Consider the following 16,885-nt stretch of genomic DNA (forward strand, 5'->3'; position numbering starts at 1 on the left):
GCCTCACCTTGCTCCAGAACATGCTCACCGGAATGCTCGCCGCGGTCGCCTACGGGGTGATCGGCGTGGCGATGATGGCACTCGGTTACGTGCTCGTCGACCTGGCCACGCCGGGCAAGCTCCGCGACCTGATCTGGGTCAGCCGCAACCCGAATGCGGCTTTGCTGCTGGTCTCGGGACTGCTGGGGGTCGGCATCATCCTGACCACCGCGATCATGGGCAGCGCCAACGACCTGATCGCCGGGCTGATCGGCACCCTCGCCTACGGCATCCTCGGGCTAGTCCTGATGAGCCTGTCGTTCCTGCTGATCGACGCGGTCACCCCCGGCAAGCTGGGCGACGAACTAGCCTCCCCGGACATGCACCCGGCGACGTGGGTGTCCGCGACCACGCACGTCGTGATCGCCGTGATCATCGCCGCCTCGATCTGGTGAGCAGCGCGTGTCGGTGAGCGCCGAGCCCGCTGCCGAACCGGCCGAGACCGGCAAGCCGCGCGGTCGGATCGCCCGGACCGCGGTGCTGGTGGCGGTTTTCATCTGCGCCGCTTGTGGCCTGGTCTACGAGCTGGCGCTGGTCGCGCTCGGCAGCTACCTGATCGGCGACACCGTCGGGCAGGCCTCGATCGTGCTGTCGCTGATGGTGTTCGCGATGGGCGTCGGCGCGCTCGCCGCGAAACCCCTGCAGCGCTGGGCTGCTCCGGCGTTCGCGGGCATCGAGCTGCTGCTCGCGCTGCTCGGCGGGCTCAGCGTGCTCGGGCTATACGCCGCGTTCGCGTGGCTGAGCCTCTACACGCCGGCGCTGATCGCGATGGCGCTGGTGCTCGGTGTGCTGATCGGTGCGGAGATCCCGCTGCTGATGGTGCTGTTGCAGCGGATTCGGCGGCAGGACGCGGGTTCCGCGGTCGCCGACCTGTTCGCGGCCGACTACGTCGGCGGACTCGTCGGCGGGTTGGCGTTCCCCTTCCTGCTGTTGCCGCTGTTCGGGCAGGTGCAGGGCGCGCTGCTGGTCGGCATGGTCAACGCCGCCGCCGGGCTCGGGCTGGTGCTGACCGTCTTCCGCCGGGAGCTGTCCAAGCGCGCCACCTTGCTGTTGACCGGTGCATCCGCGCTGGTCGGCGGCCTGCTCCTCGGGGCTTACGCGTTCGCCGACGACTTCGAGGTCACCGCGCGCCAGGCGCTGTTCGCGGACCCGGTGCTGCATTCGGAACGCACCCAGTACCAGGACATCGTGCTGACCGAGTCGGTGTCGCTGGGCGGGAACCGCGACACCCGGCTGTACCTCAACGGGGACCTGCAGTTCAGCTCGATGGACGAGTACCGGTACCACGAGGCGATGGTGCATCCGGCGATGGCCGGGCCCCACGAGCGGGTGCTCGTGCTGGGTGGTGGCGACGGCCTGGCGCTGCGGGAGCTGCTGCGGTACCCGGACGTCCGCGAGGTCACGCTGGTGGAACTGGACCCGGCGGTGCTGGAGCTGGCGCGCACCGACCCGCGAGTGTCCACTTTGAACAAGGACGCCTTCGCCGATCCGCGAGTGCGGGCGGTCGCAGCGGACGCCTTCAGCTGGCTGCGGGACAACCGCGACCGCTACGACGTGGTGCTTGTGGACATGCCCGACGCGGATTCGACGGCGACGGCGAAGCTGTACTCGACGGAGTTCTACGGGCTGGCCCGGCAGGCGATGTCGGACGATGCGCGGATGGTCGTGCAGTCGGGGTCGCCGTTCTTCGCGCCGAAGGCGTTCTGGTGCATCGAGTCGACGATGCGAGCGGCGGGCCTGAGCACGGTGCCGTACGAGATCACGGTCCCCAGCTTCGGGGAGTGGGGCTTCCACCTGGCCAGCGCGAAGCCCGACCCGACGCCCGTCGCGACGGGCACCGCAACTTCAATGGAAATCGGCCCGTCGATTTCAATGGAAATTGCGGAAACCCACCAGGCGGACGGAAACCCGCTCGCCTCACCAGGCGCGCCGCCACTCCGGCTGCCCGCGGATGTCCCGCCGCTGCGCTCGCTGGACGAGGCAACCCTGCAAGCGTCGGCGACGTTCCCGCCGGACCGCACCCGAATCCCCGGCATGGAGTCGTCGACGCTGATGCACCCGACGATCCTCCAGTACGCCCAGGACGAATGGGTCAACTACTGACCCGCTGACCTCCAAGAACTACTGACCCGCTGACCTCCAAGAACTACCGGCCTGCTGACCCCTCCAGCCGTTGCCGGCAGAAGTTGCAGCTCGCCGCCCCCGCAGCACCGATCGATCGGCCAGGGGCGGTGTTTCCGCACGTCGTTGCCCGTGAGTGCTTTGTGCTGTTGTAGCGGCTGCCTTGGATGTGGTGGCGCCGGGATGTGTGCTTGGGGGAACTGGTGCTGTCGAGGCGGAGAAACGGCGTGACGGTCGCGTGGCTGGGGGCGATTTCGCGCGAAATCGCCACCTTGCCAGCGTGGCGAGCGGCGATTTCGCGCGAAATCGCCGCCACTGCCGTAGGGCCGCCGATGCACTGGCACGCGGAACGCGTTCTCGAACAGCCCTCTACGCACCGAACAGCCCTCTACGCGCCGAACAGCCTCTACAGCGCCGAACAGCCCTCTACGCGCCGAACAGCCTCTACAGCGCCGAACAGCCCTCTACGGCGCTGAACAGCCCTCTACAGCGCCGAACAGCCTCTACGCACTGAACAGCCTCTACGGCACCGAAACGTGCTCGTGGGGCCAGAGCTGCGGGGACCCGTGGGTTTACGGGCCGAACCAGCGTTCTTCGGCGGAGCGGGGCGGCGCCGAGGTGGTTCCGGTGATCAGCTGGGTCTCCAGCTGGATGTGGCGGGGGCGGCCCGGCTCGCTGGTCTCCAGCAGCAGCCGCCCGGCCGCCCGGCCCTTCTCCAGCCACGGCTGGCGCACCGTCGTCAGGCCCGCCCGCTCCGCGTCCGGGATGCCGTCGAAGCCCGTGATGGTCAGGTCCTCCGGAACCCGCAGGCCGCGGTTGCGGGCCTCGCTGAGCGCACCAAGCGCCAGTATGTCGGAGGTGCAGACGATCGCGGTGATCTCCGGGTCGATCTCCAGCAGCTGCGCCGCCGCCGAGGCTCCGGACGCCGTGGTGTGGTCGAAGCGCTCCACCACCGGCACCTTCGTCCAGTCCACCCCAGCCTCGCTGAACACCTCGGCCAGCGCGGTCAACCGGGCCTTCTGCACGTGGAAGCTGGCGTTGGCCTGCCGCTGCACCGACGCGGGGCCGTCGTTGCGGCCCCGGGCCAGGCGCATGCAGAGCACGCCGATGCGGCGATGCCCGAGCTTGATCAGGTGGTCGGCGACGGTCTTGATGGCCTTCCCGTCGTCCGGGCCGACCCAGTCCAGGTTGTCCAGGCGCGGCTGGTCGCAGACCACCACCGGCACCGGCCGTTCGAGCACCGCGGCCAGGTGCGGGTCGTCCTCGGGGACCGAGTAGACGACGAACCCGTCCACCCCGGCGCGGTGCACCGAGGCGACGTCCTCGCGCTCCGGGCTCGCCGGGATCAGCAGCAGGCCCTGGCTGGCGTCTTCGCAGGCCAGCGCGAGTCCTTCGAGGAAGCCCACGGCGCCCGGGTCGCGGAAGGCGTACGAGAGGTTCTCGGTGAGCAGCAGGCCGACCGCGCCCGCCTTCCTGGTCCGCAACGACCTCGCCACCGGGTCCGGTCCCGGGTAACCCAGCCGGCGAGCGGTCTCCAGGACCCGCTTGCGCAGCTCCGGGGACAGCTGGTCCGGACGGTTGTACGCATTCGAAACCGTGGTCCGGGAGACCCCAAGTTCGGCAGCGAGCGAGGCGAGCGTCGCAGGCCTCCGGGCATTCGTTGACCGCGCCATGGAGGAACCGTAACGGTTCAGTACCCCTCGGTGAAGTGAGCATGATGCATATCCCACTCACGTTCGACCGTGAACACGGAGCGACGTAAAGTGATCACTCTCCGAGTTGGTTCATTCGAGGGGCTGACCCCGAGCGTTTTTGCGGTTACTTTTTTCGTGACCAAATCCGTGAAAGGTGTCACAGATGGCAGAGGTTGCGTACGTCAACGCCTCGCGCGTTTACCAGGGGAGCCCGCCGGTCCGGGCCGTCGACAAGCTTGCCTTGGACATCGCCGACGGTGAGTTCCTGGTGCTGGTCGGCCCGTCCGGGTCCGGTAAGTCGACGGCGCTGCGGATGCTCGCGGGCCTGGAGGACGTCGACGAGGGCGCCATCACCATCGGTGGCAACGATGTCACCAACACCCCGCCGAAGTCGCGGGACATCGCCATGGTGTTCCAGTCCTATGCCCTCTACCCGCACATGACGGTCGCGGAGAACATGGGCTTCGCGCTCAAGCTGCGCAAGACGCCCAAGGACGTCATCAAGCAGAAGGTCACCGAGGCGGCGAAGATGCTCGACCTCGAGAAGTACCTGGACCGCAAGCCCAAGGCGCTCTCGGGCGGGCAGCGGCAGCGGGTGGCGATGGGCCGCGCGATCGTCCGTGAGCCCAGCGTGTTCCTGATGGACGAGCCGCTGTCCAACCTCGACGCCAAGCTGCGCGTGGAGACCCGCGCCAACATCGCCGCGCTGCAGAAGCGGCTGGGCACCACCACCATCTACGTCACCCACGACCAGGTCGAGGCGATGACCATGGGGCACCGCGTCGCGGTGCTCAAGGACGGGCTGCTGCAGCAGGTCGCCACCCCGCGCGAGCTGTACGAGAACCCGGCCAACGCGTTCGTCGCGAGCTTCATCGGGTCGCCGGCGATGAATCTGAAGACGGTGCCGCTGACCCGTGACGGAGCGGTGCTGGACGGGGCCACGATCCCGCTGCCGCGCGAGGCCGTCGCCGCCGCCGGGGACCTCAAGGAGGTCACCTTCGGCGTCCGCCCCGAAGCGCTGTCGCTGACCTCCAGCGACGACGCGGGGATGTCGATGACCGTCGAGCTGGTCGAGGAACTCGGCGCCGACGCGCTGATCCACGGCGCCATCGACGTCAACGGCTCGCAGGAGCGCTTCGTCGTCCGTGCCGACGGCCGGACCCCGCCCGCGCTCGGCCAGAAGGTGACCGTGGCGCTGCGCGACCACAGCGAGATCCACCTCTTCCACCCCGAGACCGGAGCCCGCCTGGCGGCTTAGTCGCGGGCGATCGGTTGATCGACGCCCCCGCTGGTCCTGGCGGGGGCGTCGTTGCGTGCGCAACAGAAATAACCCGGTCGGTGGAGTGTCGTGCGGAACCGTGCTTAGACTGTAGTTGACAACGGTTTCCGTTACCGTTCGCAGATAGCCGTCAGCCTGCTGCGCAAAGGGCCGACCTCCGAGGAGTGCATCCGATGACCATCCGCAGTCGCTCTGCCGCCGCCTTAGCCGGATTCGCCGCAACCGCCCTCGCCCTGACCGCATGCGGCACCGGCGAGCAGGCGGGCCCGGGCGCCGGCGACAAGATCAAGGTGGTCGCGTCCACCACCGTGTGGGCCAGCGTGGTGCAGGCGGTCGGCGGCGATGCAGTCGAGGTGGAGCCGGTCATCAGCGACCCCAACGCCGACCCGCACTCCTACGAGAGCACCCCGCAGGACGCCGCGAAGGTCACCGACGCGGACCTGGTGGTGTTCAACGGCGGCGGATACGACGAGTTCATGGAGCGGATCCTCGGCAACAGCGGCCAGGGCAAGCCCACCGTCGAGGCAGTCAAGGACGAGCACGAGGGCGAACCCGCGAGCGAGCACGAGGAACACGGCGAACCCGCGAGCGGGCACGAGGGCGAACCCGCGAGCGGGCACGAGGAACACGGCGGGCACGAAGGCCACGACCACTCGGTAAACGAGCACGTCTGGTACGACCTGCACGTCGTGGAGCAGGTGGCTGCCCAGGTCAACGCCGAGCTGAGCAAGCTCAGGCCGGCCAAGGCCGAGCAGTTCGGCCAGGCCGCGGGCCGGTTCGCGGAGGAGATCGGCAAGCTGCAAGGCCGGGTCGGCGAGCTGGGAGACCAGAACCGGGGCAAGCAGGTGATCGTCACCGAGCCCGTCGCGCACTACCTGATCGAAGCCGCGAACCTGCAGGACATCACGCCGCCCGAGTTCGTCAACGCCATCGAGGCCGAGACCGACCCGTCCGCGGCCGCGGTGGCCGCGATCCAGAACGCGGTGAACGCCAAGCAGGCCGCGGCGGTCATCTACAACCCGCAGACCGAATCGCCCGTCACCCGCAACGTGCGCACCGCCGCGGAGCAGAATCAGATCCCGGTCGTCGAGATGACCGAGACGCTGCCGCAGGACAAGACCTACGTGCAGTGGATGGACGCCCAGATCACGGCGTTGCAGACCGCCCTGAACCAGAATCGCTGAGATATGACCGCCAGATCCGAGACCGAGCCCGTCCTCGCGCCCACCAGCACAGCCCCAGCCGTGCGGTTGCGCGGCGCGGAGCTCTCGTACGGCTCGCGTGTCCTGTGGTCCGGCCTGGACCTCGACGTCGCGCCGGGCGAGTTCCTCGCCGTGCTCGGGCCGAACGGTTCCGGCAAGACAAGCCTCCTGCGGGTGCTGCTGGGCTTGCAGCAGCTCTCCGCGGGCAGCGTCGAGATCGCGAGCGCGCCGGCACGTCGCGGCAGCAACCAGATCGGCTACATCCCGCAGCAGCGAGCGCTGGACGCCACCGTGATGGTGCGGGGCAGCGACCTGGTCGGTCTCGGGTTGGACGGTCACCACTGGGGCACGGGTTTCCGCGGCCGCCGCGAGCGCAAGCGGCGGGTGGCCGCGGCGCTGCGCGCGGTCGAGGCGACCGAGTACGCCCGGATGCCGCTGGGCCTGCTCTCCGGCGGCGAGCAGCAGCGGCTCCGCGTGGCGCAGGCGCTGGTCAGCGACCCGTCGGTGCTGCTGTGCGACGAGCCGCTGCTGTCCCTGGACATCGCGCACCAGCGCAAGGTCAGCAGGCTGATCGCGAACCAGGCCCGGCAGACCGGCGCGGCGGTCCTGTTCGTCACGCACGAGATCAACCCGGTGCTGCCGCTGGTCGACCGGGTCCTCTACCTGGTGGACGGCCGGTTCCGGATCGGCCCGCCGGACGAGGTGATGAACTCCGCCACGTTGTCCGAGCTGTACCGCACCGACGTCGAGGTCGCCCGCGTCGGCGGGCGGCTGGTGGTCGCCGGCACCGATGACCACGACCACCACGTGCAAGAGGCGGAAGAGGCGTGAACGCATTCATCGACGCGCTGGGCAAGGTCCTGCACTTCTCCACCACGGTCGACCTGCTCGGCTACCCGTTCGTCCAGCAGGCGCTGCTGGCCGCGGCGGCGCTCGGCCTGGTGTCCGGCTGCCTGGCGCCGCTCGTCGTCGCGCGGAAGATGTCCTTCGCCGTGCACGGCACCGCCGAGCTCGCGTTCACCGGTGCCGCCGCGGCGCTGCTGATCGGCGTCGGTGTCGGCGTCGGGGCGCTGGCCGGAGCCGTGGTCGCCGCGCTGCTGCTCGGCTTGCTGGGCCAGCGCGGGACCGAACGCGACTCGGTGATCGGCGCGATCCTGTCCTTCGGGCTCGGCATCGGCGTGCTGCTGCTGTGGCTCAACCCGGAGCGGACCGCGAACAAGTTCAGCCTGCTGGTGGGGCAGATCGTCGGCGTCGATTCCGCGGACGTGTTGCTGCTGGCCTGCTGCGCGGCGCTCGTCCTGGTCGTCCTGGCCTTCGTGTACCGGCCGTTGCTGTTCGCCAGCGTCGACCCGGATGTCGCGGCAGCCCGCGGCGTTCCGGCGCGCGTGCTGACCCCGCTGTTCGCGGTGCTGGTCGGCGTGGCGACGGCGCTGGGCGTCTACACCGTCGGCGCACTGCTGGTGCTAGCCCTGATGGTGACGCCGGGGGCCGCGGCGGCGCGGATTACCGCGAGCCCGCTCAAGGCGACGGTGCTGGCCGTGGTGTTCGCCGAGGTAGCGGTGCTCGGCGGCATCGTCCTGTCGCTGGCGCCCGGGGCCCCGGTGAGCGCCTTCGTCACGATCATCTCGTTCGTGATCTACCTGGTGTGCCGGGTGGTCGGCAACCGCCGCCTCCGCCGCCTGTCCCGAACCCCGGCCGCCGCCTGACGGCGTTTCCATTGAGACTGCGGTCACGTGGTGGGTGGTGGCAGTTTCCATTGGGACTGCGGGTTGGGCCGGTGCGCCGGGCACGGACCCGAATGGCGACGGGCCTGGTGTTGGCCGAAGCTGGCGCTCGTGGCTGGGAGCGGCCAGAAGAGGGTCCTGATCAACCTGGCGACGTCGCTGGTTGCGGTGGTGGCGTGCACCGTCGTCTACTACCTGCTGCCGATCGGCAGGTTCGGGCTCTTCGGCACCGTGAACGCGGTCGTGATCTTCGCCGTCGGGCTGATAGCCATCTCCGCGCTGATCATGTTCCAGGTGCGCCGCTTCCGGATCGAGGGCGCGCGCCACGGCAGCTCGATGGCCGGGGTCGTGGCGGCGTTGTACCTGGCAGTGCTGTTCTTCGCGGCCGTCTACTTCGGACTGGCCGCTCAAGATCCCGGCTCGATCGCGGCGCTGCGCACGAAAACCGACGCGCTCTACTTCTCGCTGTCGATCACCAGCACCGTCGGTTTCGGCGACGTGCACGCGGTATCCGAGTTCGCCCGCGCGGTCGCCGCAGTGCACATGACCTTCAACATCGGGTTCCTGGCCGCGGCGGTCGCTGTCGTCAGGGCCAAGGCGGGCCGCCCCAACGGCACTTGAACGGTGAGTTCCGCCTCGCGCCTATGCGGTGAACTGTCTGTTCGCCGCGAACCGGTCGGCGAGGAGGGCCCGGGCCCGCCGGTCAGGCGAGGCCGAGGTAGCGGCGTTCGTTGAACTTCTCGCCCGTGCAGGAGGCTCCGAGGTCGTGGCCGATGCGCTCGATCACGTCCGCCAGTTCCAGCCGGGCCAGCCACGAGCGGGGCAGGACCGCCGTGCCGTGGCGGGCGCCGAGGATGCTGCCGGTCACGGCCGCGGTGGAGTCGCTGTGCCCGGAGTGGTTGACGGCCAGCCGCAGGGCGTCGGTGAACTGGTCGGGCTTCGGCAGCGCGAGCGCGCAGTAGACGCCGATGGACAGCGCCTCCGGGCCGATCCAGCCCTGTCCTAGCCGCTCGATGTGTCCGACGCTCGCGCCGAGCCGCGCCAGCGTCGAAGCCTCCGCGAGGGCCGTGGCCGTCTCGGCGTCTTCGCGCAACACGCGGCCAGCCGCCTGATCGACAGCTGCCGGCAGCTTCCGCTGCTGCACCGCGACGAGGTGCACGATCAGCGCCAGCGCCCCGGCCGAGGCCCAACCGCCGACGCCGCCGTGGGTGAGCGCCGCGCATTGGCAGGCCAGCTGGTAGGCCATCTCGGCGGTCGGCGAGAAGCCGAGCGGCGCGCTGCGGTCCACGCCGCCGCAGCCCTTGGAGCTGTTCCGCGGCCGGTCCGGGGTGCCGAGTTCGGGTTCTTGCAGCGCGCGCAGGCTGGTCAGGCCGGGGGCCCGGCCAGCGTACAGCTCGGGCTCGGCCATCAGGCCGGTCGCACCGGGCTGCGGCTTGTTCTCCTGCTGGGTGGTCAACCACCGGCGGTATGCGGCGGCGGTCGACTCGACCGGACGCCAGTTGCCGCCGTTGTTGCCTGTTGTCCAGGCGTGCAGGTAGCCCTCGCCGGTGAACAGCGACATCTGCGTGGCGTCGCCCAGCAGGGCCTGAGGTGGTGGTTCGGCGACGCCTGCTTGGCCGAATTCGGCGCGGATGTCGTCCAGCTGCGCGTACTCGACCGGGCTGCCGAGCGCATCGCCTAGCGCCCCGCCGAGCAGGCAGGCCACCGCGCGATCGACCACTGTGGACGGCGTGGGCACGGGGTGGGCTCTCCTTCCACAGTGTCCTCATACGAGTGATCGGCGTGTCCCGACTTTACTTGGCGTGTTGGCTCGTCGGCAGGCGTTCACCGCAAGAATGGGCGCGCGTGGGACGTCCCGGGAGGAATCGGGCATGGCTCCATTGGGGTGAACCGCGGGCCGGCGATCGGTCTCCGCTCGGCCGGTGATCGTTACGGTGTGTCCGGTTTTGGGGAGGTGAGCGCGCCGCCGGACGGGTTCTCCGGGGGTGTGGACTCGGTGTGCGCCTTGGTCGAGACTGACTGCCTGAAGGCTCAACCAAAACATGAGCGAAAGTCGGATTTGGGGATGATGGCGGGGCACGACAGCTCGACCGAGGTGCCGGGCGCGGGATTGGAATTCCGCCTGCTCGGTCCTCTTGAGGTGCGCGCCGACGGCGTCGCGCAGCCGCTGGGCGGCGCCCCGGTTCGCGCCCTGCTGGCCTGCCTGCTGCTGGAGCCGAACCAGGTCGTATCGATGGACCGGCTGATCGACACGCTGTGGGAGAACGAGCCGCCGGCCAGCGCCCGCACCATCATCCACGGCTACGTCTCCAGGCTGCGCAAGCTCTTCGGGGCCGCGGCAGAACAGGCCGAGATCGTCACCCGCCCGCCCGGCTACCTGCTGCGGGTCGACAGCGACCGGATCGATGCCCACCGCGCGAGAACCCTGATCAACCGCGCGCACGGCATGGAACCCGCGGCGCGGTCGCAGGTGCTGGCCGAAGCGCTGATGCTGTGGCGGGGCCCGGTGCTCTCGGACATCGCGAGCAGCCGGCTGTACCGGATGGTCGCGCCCAACCTGGACGAGCTGCGGCTGCTGGCGCTGGAGGAGCGGATCGCCGCCGACCTGGACCTCGGCCTCCACCACCAGTTGGTGCTGGAGCTGTCCACCCTGGTCGACCGCCAACCGCTGCGGGAGCGGCTCACCGGCCAGCTGATGCTCGCCCACTACCGCGCGGGGCACCGCGCCGAGGCGCAGTCCCGCTACCACGACCTGCGCCGCCGGCTGTCCCACGAGCTCGGCCTCGATCCCGGGCCCGAGCTGCGCGAACTCTACGAGCGGCTGCTCCGCGACGACCCAGCACTGCGCCATCCGCAGCGCCGGCCGGAATCCGGGTTCGGCATCCGGCGCCCGATCCCGGCGGAGCTGCCCCCGGCCCCAGCCGGGTTCGTCGGCCGCCAGCGCGAACTCGCCGCGCTCGACACGATGCTGACCGAGCGCGAACAAGGCTCCAGCCTGCTCGCCGTGGTGACCGGCACCGCCGGCGTCGGCAAGAGCGCCCTCGCGCTGACCTGGGCGCACCGCGTCGAGCATGAGTTCCCGGACGGTCAGCTCTACGCGTCGCTGCGCGGCTTCGACTCGGAACGCGAGCCCCTGACGCCCGGCGAAGTGCTGACCAGCATGCTGAAAGCGCTTGGTGTCGCAGCGAATGCGATCCCCGTCGAGCTGGACGACCGCACGGCGCTCTACCGGTCGTTGTTGGCGAAGCGCCGGGTTCTGGTGCTGCTCGACAACGCGCGCGACTCGGAGCAGGTGCGGCCGCTGCTGCCGGGCAGCGCCGAATCGCTGGTGCTGATCACCAGCAGACGGCGGCTGGACGGGCTGGTGGTGCGCAGCGGAGCTCGGGTGCTGCCGCTGGAAACGCTGCCGACCGAGACCGCGATCGAATTGCTCGACCGGGCGGGCGTGCCCGGCAAATCAGCCTCCGAACCGGCCGCCGCGGCCCAGCTGGCGGACTTGTGCGGCGGGCTGCCGCTGGCGTTGCGAATCGCCGCCGCGCGGCTCGCGGCGAATCCGGCGCGCGGCGTGTCCGACTTGGTGCACGAGCTGACCGATGAGCGGAACCGGCTACACGCGCTGGACATCGACGATGCTGATACGAGCGTCCGCCGCGCTTTCGACATCTCCTACCGGAGCCTGCACCCGGTGCACGCCGACACCTTCCGGCTGCTCGGGCTCGTGCCCGGCCATACCTTCACCGCGCACGCGGTCGCCGCCCTGTGCGACACCGATCCGCCCAGCGCGCAGCGGAGATTACGGGCCTTGGCGCTGGCACACCTGGTCACCGAGCCCGAGCCGGACCGGTTCGGCATGCACGACCTGCTGCGCGTCTACGCCCGAGACCTGCTCGCCGCGCCGAGCTCGATCGCCACCGAGGCGCTGCGCCGGTTGCTGAACCACTACCTCGTCACGGCCGACCACGCGCGCCGCTTCCTCCGCCCCGCCCGGGACGACCTGGACTTCTCCAGCGGCACCGAGGTGCCCAGGCCGCAGATCACCGACCGCGCCCAGGCGCTGGAGTGGTTCGACGCGGAATGGCCGAACCTGGTCGCCGCGATCCGGGCGGCCAACGCGGAAGGCATGCACGACCTCGCCTGGCCGCTGGTGCGCCTGCAGTTCAACTACCTGATGGTGCGCTGCCCCTGGGAGGACTGGATCCGGATCTACACCGACGGGCTCGACTCGGCCCGCGCGGTGGACGACCGGGCGGGCAAGGTGCTGATGTCGGCAGGGCTCGGGGTGGCGTGCTCGCGGTCGGGCCAGCTGGACGCGGCGCTGGCGCACTACGACGAGTCGTACCGGGTCGCGGTGCAGACCGGCGATTCCGCCCGGTTGGCGATGACCCAGGTCAACATGGGCAGCGTGCTGTTCCGCCTGAAGCGCTACGAAGAAGCGAAAGTGCACTGCCAGGACGCGCTCCGGGTCTACCGTTCGCTGGGCGACCGGTACTTCGTGGCCGGTGCGCTGAACAACCTGGCCATGGTGGAGCAGGTCAACGGCGAGCTGGAGGAGGCACTGGCGCACCTGCGCGAGGCAGAAGCGCTGTACCGGGACGCCGACGATCTGGAGACGTTGGCGATGGTGCTGAACAACTGCGGCGAAGTGAGCATCGAGCTGGGCCGGATCGCCGACGGCGAGCGCTTCCACCACGAGGCCCTGGACGTGGCGCTGAAGTGCGGCTCCGCGATGCGGCAGGCGTCGGCGTACCTAGGTCTCGGCGACGCCGCCCGGTCCCGCGGTGACCAGCAGGTGGCCCGGACCCGCTGGGACACCGCGCTGGCGATCTTCGAGGCCGAGGGCTCGCCGCGCGCGGCGGAGGTCCGCGCGCGGCTGGAAGATCTCTCCGTGGCCGCCTGCTGAGGGGCGTTTAGCCGACGTTTAGCGGGTGTGTAGCGCGCGCTGAGAACTTGATCTGTGTGCGGATCAAGCCGTGCATGGTTCGCACGAACGGGCGGCTCTGGGGGGAGTCCAAGGGGGGATTGTCGCCCGGTCGTCCCGGTCGGCACTCGTGGCCGGCCGGGGCGGCCGTAGGGGGGTTTGACATTCGGGATGGTTCTCCCGAATGGACGTTTGGGGGTGAGTGCGGGCTTTCGGCCGCGGGAGTGGGTGATCCTGGCCGAAGGTCCGCACTTCGTCTTGTGGCCGGTGTCCGCGGTCGGTTTGCGTGGCGGGGCGGGTAGCGGAACCTCAGACGCCTTCGCGCTGCGGGATCCCCGACATCATGAATCCTAATCACCACGTCGTGGTGGCTGTCCCCGCCGAGAGCCCTAGGCCTAGATGATTGATTCCGTGAAGATCACGTGAAGGGGAGGGGTCGGTGAGTGGGTAGCGGAGAAGGGTGTTCAAGATCAATGTGTGAATAAAGAACTAAACACCCTCCCGACTGCACTCTACGTGCTCGTCGACGACCACGTTGTTCCCGCCCGCACAGGGACTCGGACGCTGGCGACGACCTCTGGCTGTCGTTCGTGCGTCGGGTTTCCCAGCAGGTTCGGCAGGGTGCTCTCCGCGAGCCAGCGCGCGGTGCCCTCGCGTTCCGCTCGATCCGCGACCGTGTGGCGGTTGGCACGCTGCTCGTCGTTGTCGGCGACAGCCCTGGTGTCGACGAGAAGCAGACCCGCGACCCGTTGCGGCGCGGCCCGCGGCACCGCCATCGTGACGGAGCCGCCCATCGAGCATCCGCCCAGGACTGCCTGCGGCAGCTCCAACCGGTTCAGCAGGGCCAGGATGTCGGCGGCCGCGACTTTCCGCTACCAACCCCGCGTGCCGCCGGGGCGAAGGTCGCCACCTGGCCGTGAGTGATTTTGGGCGCCATAGCACCGAAAAACGCTCACGGGCCTTGGTCCTGCACCGCGCACACCCAACCATCCGATGTGGACCGCACGACCGGCTGCCCAAGACGTCGCGACCGCTTCCGCCGGCGGCTCGGGCGGCGCGGAGCCCGGAATCAATCATCTAGCCCGGAATCAATCACCGTGACCTCAGGTCGAGGGGTGTCCCGCGGTGAGCTTCTCCAGTTGGGGGCGCTTCGCGGGGCGGCCGTCGCCGCTGGACACGCCCCGCAAGCGGCGGCCGATCCACGGTGCCAGGTACTCGCGGGCCCACCGGATGTCCTGGGCGCGCTGGGCCCGCCACGGCGTGCCGGGGGTGACCGGCCAGGGCTCGTTCCAGTCGGCGGCGACCGGCACGCCCAGCGCCTCGCAGGCCCGCAGCGCGACCCGGCGGTGGCCCGCCGCGGACAGGTGCAGCCGGTCCTCGCTCCAGGCCCGGGCGTCCCGCAGCACCCGCATCGACCACTGGTCGAGCACGTAGCAGCCGTGCTTGTCGGCGATCGCCCGCAGGTGCGAGTTGTAGGTCCCGATCTTGCCCCGGACGTGGCGCAGCACCGGGATTTCGCGGGTGTCGAAGCCGGTGCCGATCAGCACGTCGGCGCCGGCGGCGCGCAGCTTGCCGACCCCGGCGTCGAAGAGCTCCGCGACCGCGTCGGGGTCGCTGCCGGGGCGGATGAGGTCGTTGCCGCCGGCGGTGAAGGCGACCAGCGCGGGCCGCAGCTCGATGGCCTGCGGCACCTGGTCGGCGACGATCTGGCGGATCAGCTTGCCGCGCACCGCCAGGTTGGCGTAGCGCAGCTCCGGGTTCTGGCCGGTCAGGTGCTCGGCCAGCCGGTCGGCCCAGCCCCGGTAGCCCCCGGCGGGATCGGCGTCGCCGATCCCCTCGGTGAGGCTGTCTCCCACCGCGACAAAGCTGTCCCAGCGTGCCGAGCCGACGCTGCGCTGCGATTCCATTGACGATGTCCTTCCTGGTCATTCATCCCGCACGCGCGGTGATCCGGGACCACATTGGCGCTCGAACAGCTACGTACGCCACCTTCGGTTCGCTCTAGTGATTAACGGCACGAAATGGTCCAGTAATTCGGTCCGATTTGTCCGGGTATGGCACGTCCGTTGCGTTTTCCGTTGGCGCACCGCACCTTTCCAGCGTCCCGGCGGTAACTGGGTGGCTATTCCTCGAAACACCGGTACGGGTGAACGGCAGCTGCTACTGTCCTTCGGCGGTAACAGAAGCAACGAGGGGGCCCGCGATGTCGCGATCTATGCAGGTGGCAGGTCGGTGTGCGTTCGGGGAGACGCAGCGTCGTCCCCCCTTTCGCGTCATCGCGGTCGGTTGAGTTGGGGAACTGCCGCATGCTCCACCGCGTCGGTTCCAGTGCACCCGCCGCCCGGGTCCGCCCGGATGCCGCGCGCCGCTCCAGCCGTCCCGAATACCTGGGGGAACCGTGACGTCACCGCAGAATCCGGCGTCCGCGCCGGGGCCAGCGGGCTTCGACGCGCAGCAGCGGGCCAGTGGCCCGGTAGGACGACGCCGAGCGGACGCGCCGATGCGCGGCTCGCTCGGCGGTGAGGTGCCGCCCGCCGGACCGCCCGCGCCAGGCGGGCCACGACCCGCCCCGCGTCCGCAGCGCTTGGACTTGAGGGGTGAGTTCGCTGCGCTTGCAGCAGAACCGCACCCGTTCGCGCTCTGGGAGCGAACCGAACAGCTGACCGATCGCTTCGAGCACGAGCAGCGCAGGGACAGCCGACCGGCGCCAGCGTCCGACAGGCCCGAAGCACCGAAGACACCGAGCGGCGGGATGGCGCTCTCCGGAGACCTCGGCGGGCTCGATGAACCCCCGGCGCGGCCGGAACCGGCGGCCGAACCGTCCGGTTCGCTCGAACCGGAACCGGAACCGGAACCGGAACCGGTGCCGCAGCGCCTCACCGGATTCGTCGGCGGTCTCAGCGGCTCGCTCCCGCCCGCGCCGCCGCGAGAAGGTCCGCCGCCTCAGCCGCCGCTCCAGGACGGCCTGCCGCCGCAGGTGCAGGACGGTCTGCTGGGTGGCCTGCCGCCGCAGGATGGCCTGCCGCCGCAGCCGCCGCTCCAGGACGGCCTGCCGCCGCAGCCGCCGCTCCAGGAGGGCCCGCCGCCGCAGGTGCAGGACGGTCCGCCGCCGCAGGCGCACGACGGTCTGCTGGGCGGTCCGCCGCCGCCGCTCCAGGACGGCCTGCCGCCGCAGGTGCAGGACGGCCTGCTGGGTGCCCTCCCGCCGCAGGCCGGTCCGCCGCGCCGCGACGTCCCGCCGCCGGGGCCCGATGGCCCGCCGCAGCAGCGCGAAACCGGGCCATCGAGTGGTCCGCTGCCGCCGCAGGTGCAGGACGGCCTGCTGGGTGGCCTGCCGCCGCAGGTCGGTCCGCCGAGCGGTCCCTTGCCGCAAGCTGGCCCGCCGCGCCGCGGCGTTCCGCCGCCCGGGCCGAACGGACCGATGCGGCACGACGCCGGGCCGACGGGTGGTCTGTCGAGCGGCCAACCGCCTCAGGTAGGCCCGCAGCCGTTGGACGGCCCGCTGGTGCCCGAGCCGGACAAGCTGCTGCGGCCTGACGCCCCGATGCTGCAAGGCGGCCAGCCACCGCAGGCGCACGACGATCTGTTGGGTGGTCCGCCGCCGCAGGCAGGCGCGCCCCGGCAGGACGCTGCGCTGCCCGGGCCGGATGGTCCGCCGCGGCGTGACGCTGGGCCGACGGGTCCGTCGAGTGGTCCGCTGCCTCAGGTCGGTCCGCCGAGCGGCCAGTTGCCGCAGCTCGGCCCGCCCCGGCACGAAGGGGCTCCGTCCGAGTCGCGTCGCGACGTTCCCGCGCCGCACGCCGGTCCGCCCTCCGGGCCTCGGCTCGCCGGGCCTCCGCCCGTCGACGGTCCGCCGATGGCGGAACCGCCGCGTTCCCCTGCTCCGCAGGGTTCGCCGTCGCCTGCGG

Annotated in this window: 13 protein-coding genes; 8 read left to right on the plus strand and 5 right to left on the minus strand. The window is 70.6% G+C overall.

Going from position 1 to position 16,885, the window contains the following annotated elements; all coding sequences use genetic code 11:
• The first annotated feature begins 8 nt into the window (after window positions 1-8).
• Both FDZ84_RS14150 and FDZ84_RS14155 read left to right on the plus strand, forming a co-directional pair.
• Window positions 9-434: a DUF350 domain-containing protein gene (locus FDZ84_RS14150; protein ID WP_168586275.1), complete on the plus strand. Its 426-nt coding sequence runs from the start codon at window positions 9-11 to the stop codon at window positions 432-434.
• Between the two features lie 13 nt (window positions 435-447).
• Window positions 448-2,142 carry a polyamine aminopropyltransferase gene (locus FDZ84_RS14155; RefSeq protein WP_246869006.1) on the plus strand — a complete coding sequence of 565 codons (1,695 nt, stop codon included), beginning with the start codon at window positions 448-450 and terminating at the stop codon, window positions 2,140-2,142.
• A gap of 590 nt (window positions 2,143-2,732) precedes the next feature.
• Here FDZ84_RS14155 and FDZ84_RS14160 read toward each other — a convergent pair.
• A complete protein-coding gene (locus FDZ84_RS14160; RefSeq protein WP_168586277.1) occupies window positions 2,733-3,833 on the minus strand; it encodes a LacI family DNA-binding transcriptional regulator in 1,101 nt (366 codons plus the stop codon).
• Between the two features lie 184 nt (window positions 3,834-4,017).
• Here FDZ84_RS14160 and FDZ84_RS14165 point away from each other — a divergent pair, with 184 nt between their 5' ends.
• From FDZ84_RS14165 to FDZ84_RS14185, 5 genes are all read left to right on the plus strand, one after another.
• Window positions 4,018-5,112 (plus strand): ABC transporter ATP-binding protein, encoded by a 1,095-nt coding sequence (locus tag FDZ84_RS14165; protein WP_168586278.1) that lies wholly within the window; start codon window positions 4,018-4,020, stop codon window positions 5,110-5,112.
• Between the two features lie 194 nt (window positions 5,113-5,306).
• Window positions 5,307-6,317: a metal ABC transporter solute-binding protein, Zn/Mn family gene (locus tag FDZ84_RS14170; RefSeq protein ID WP_168586279.1), complete on the plus strand. Its 1,011-nt coding sequence runs from the start codon at window positions 5,307-5,309 to the stop codon at window positions 6,315-6,317.
• Window positions 6,318-6,320: 3 nt separating this feature from the next.
• A complete protein-coding gene (locus FDZ84_RS14175) occupies window positions 6,321-7,166 on the plus strand; it encodes a metal ABC transporter ATP-binding protein (RefSeq protein ID WP_168586280.1) in 846 nt (281 codons plus the stop codon).
• The gene (locus tag FDZ84_RS14180; protein ID WP_168586281.1) at window positions 7,163-8,041 is read left to right on the plus strand and encodes a metal ABC transporter permease; all 879 of its coding nucleotides are present in this window, start codon (window positions 7,163-7,165) and stop codon (window positions 8,039-8,041) included. The genes FDZ84_RS14175 and FDZ84_RS14180 overlap by 4 nt, the downstream gene beginning before the upstream one ends.
• A gap of 129 nt (window positions 8,042-8,170) precedes the next feature.
• On the plus strand, window positions 8,171-8,680 hold the full coding sequence (locus tag FDZ84_RS14185) for an ion channel (RefSeq protein ID WP_168586282.1): 510 nt from the start codon (window positions 8,171-8,173) through the stop codon (window positions 8,678-8,680).
• Window positions 8,681-8,762: 82 nt separating this feature from the next.
• Here the strand turns inward: FDZ84_RS14185 and FDZ84_RS14190 are convergent, their stop codons facing one another.
• Window positions 8,763-9,797: an ADP-ribosylglycohydrolase family protein gene (locus tag FDZ84_RS14190; RefSeq protein WP_168586283.1), complete on the minus strand. Its 1,035-nt coding sequence runs from the start codon at window positions 9,795-9,797 to the stop codon at window positions 8,763-8,765.
• Between the two features lie 327 nt (window positions 9,798-10,124).
• Between FDZ84_RS14190 and FDZ84_RS14195 the strand changes: the two genes are divergently transcribed.
• Entirely contained in the window at window positions 10,125-12,959 is a 2,835-nt protein-coding gene (locus FDZ84_RS14195) for a BTAD domain-containing putative transcriptional regulator (RefSeq protein ID WP_246869007.1), read from the plus strand.
• Between the two features lie 530 nt (window positions 12,960-13,489).
• Here FDZ84_RS14195 and FDZ84_RS14200 read toward each other — a convergent pair.
• The 3 genes from FDZ84_RS14200 to FDZ84_RS14210 form a co-directional block, all read right to left on the minus strand.
• Window positions 13,490-13,828, minus strand: a complete 339-nt coding sequence (locus FDZ84_RS14200) for an alpha/beta fold hydrolase (RefSeq protein ID WP_371812894.1) — start codon at window positions 13,826-13,828, stop codon at window positions 13,490-13,492.
• 252 nt (window positions 13,829-14,080) lie between these two features.
• Window positions 14,081-14,884 carry an SGNH/GDSL hydrolase family protein gene (locus FDZ84_RS14205; protein WP_168586284.1) on the minus strand — a complete coding sequence of 268 codons (804 nt, stop codon included), beginning with the start codon at window positions 14,882-14,884 and terminating at the stop codon, window positions 14,081-14,083.
• A 497-nt stretch (window positions 14,885-15,381) separates the two neighbouring features.
• Window positions 15,382-16,731 (minus strand): hypothetical protein, encoded by a 1,350-nt coding sequence (locus FDZ84_RS14210; RefSeq protein ID WP_168586285.1) that lies wholly within the window; start codon window positions 16,729-16,731, stop codon window positions 15,382-15,384.
• Window positions 16,732-16,885: the final 154 nt, after the last annotated feature.

The organism is Saccharopolyspora sp. ASAGF58 (genome assembly GCF_012277335.1).
In the GTDB taxonomy this organism is placed as follows: Bacteria; Actinomycetota; Actinomycetes; order Mycobacteriales; family Pseudonocardiaceae; genus Saccharopolyspora; species Saccharopolyspora hattusasensis.